Below are 1,237 nucleotides of genomic sequence, written 5' to 3'. Positions count from 1 at the left end.
GCCTCCGCTCGAACGCTTCGCGGGCGTCGGCATCGCGTACCTGAGGCTCCTCCTCGACCATCCCGCCCTGCTGAGGTACCTGACCGTCACCGGTGAACGCGGTCCGCGCACGCCGGTCGAGAACGAGGTCGTCTCGCGCTTTAGTGAGCTTCGGCAGGAGTTCGAGGGGAGCATCCGTGATGCCGTGGAGACCGGCGCGATCCGTCCGGTCGACCCCGAGCTCATGTCGTACGTGCTCTTCGGTGCCTGGAACGGCGTCGCTGCGCTGGCTCTGCGACGCGACGCGTTGACGCTGCCGCCGGAGCGCATCGAGCAGGCGGCGATCGAGGCAGGAGCCGCACTCCTCGACGGCCTCACGCACGGGTCTCCCGGCGATTGAGCTCGCCGGCCTGGCGCCGATCCCCGAGAGCGAGTTAACTAGAGTCTCACTCTAGTTAACTCGTCCGAAAGTGATCCTCTCATGACGCAGACCGCGCCGCCTCCGACATCCACACCCGAGACCGGCCCTGAGACCTGGGACGCGGTGGTGGTAGGCGCCGGACCCGGGGGACTGACCTGCGCGGCGTACCTCGCGGCCAATGGCAAGAGGGTGCTCGTGCTGGAGGCCAACCAGGTGGTCGGCGGCAGCACCCAGGTCTTCCGCCGCGCCGGCAACAAGTTCGAGTTCGACGTCGGCACCCATTACGTCGGCGAGTGCGGCCCTGGCGGTCGGATGCAGACGGCGCTCTCAGGACTCGCGCTGACCGAGCGCATCAAGTGGCTGCGTCAGCGGCCCGAGGGGCACTGCCAGATCATGATCCCCGGCACGACGTTCCAGACACCGACCGGCTGGGACACCTACCTCGAGCGCCTGATCGCGGCGTTCCCCGACGAGGAGGCCGGCCTGCGCCGGTGCGTGCGGGTGATGCGGACGATCGCGGCCGGCGAGCGACCGCGCCGGCGCCCGTGGGCGCTGCTGCGCTGGGGCGTACGGCCCATCACGACGCTGATGGCGGCGTGCGGCCTCAGCGCCGACGCCCAGGCGGTCATCCTCGCGGAGAACGGCGACTACACGTGGCCCCCGCACCGGACGCCCACCGCCATGCACGCAGGCTTCCTGCACCACTACCTCCAGGCCGGTGCGTACTACCCGCGCGGCGGCGGTCAGGTGATCGGCGCTCACCTCACCGACGTCGTCCAGTCGTACGGAGGGCGGGTCCGCACCAAGGCCAGGGTCGAGCAGATCGTGATCGAGGAC

The 1,237-nt window shown here is 70.0% G+C and carries 2 protein-coding genes; both read left to right on the top strand.

Features of this window, described 5'->3' with window-relative positions; genetic code table 11:
* Positions 1 to 379, top strand: a 379-nt coding sequence (locus PV363_RS17800) for a hypothetical protein (protein WP_301023094.1), incomplete at its 5' end; no start/stop codon positions are given.
* A gap of 81 nt (positions 380 to 460) precedes the next feature.
* A partial coding sequence (locus PV363_RS17795) for an NAD(P)/FAD-dependent oxidoreductase (protein ID WP_301023093.1) occupies positions 461 to 1,237 on the top strand: 777 nt, incomplete at its 3' end.

This window comes from Mumia sp., from assembly GCF_028803055.1.
Taxonomy (GTDB): domain Bacteria; phylum Actinomycetota; class Actinomycetes; order Propionibacteriales; family Nocardioidaceae; genus Mumia.
Note: the sequence above shows the minus strand (reverse complement) of the source record. Positions and strands in the feature narration are given on the sequence as shown.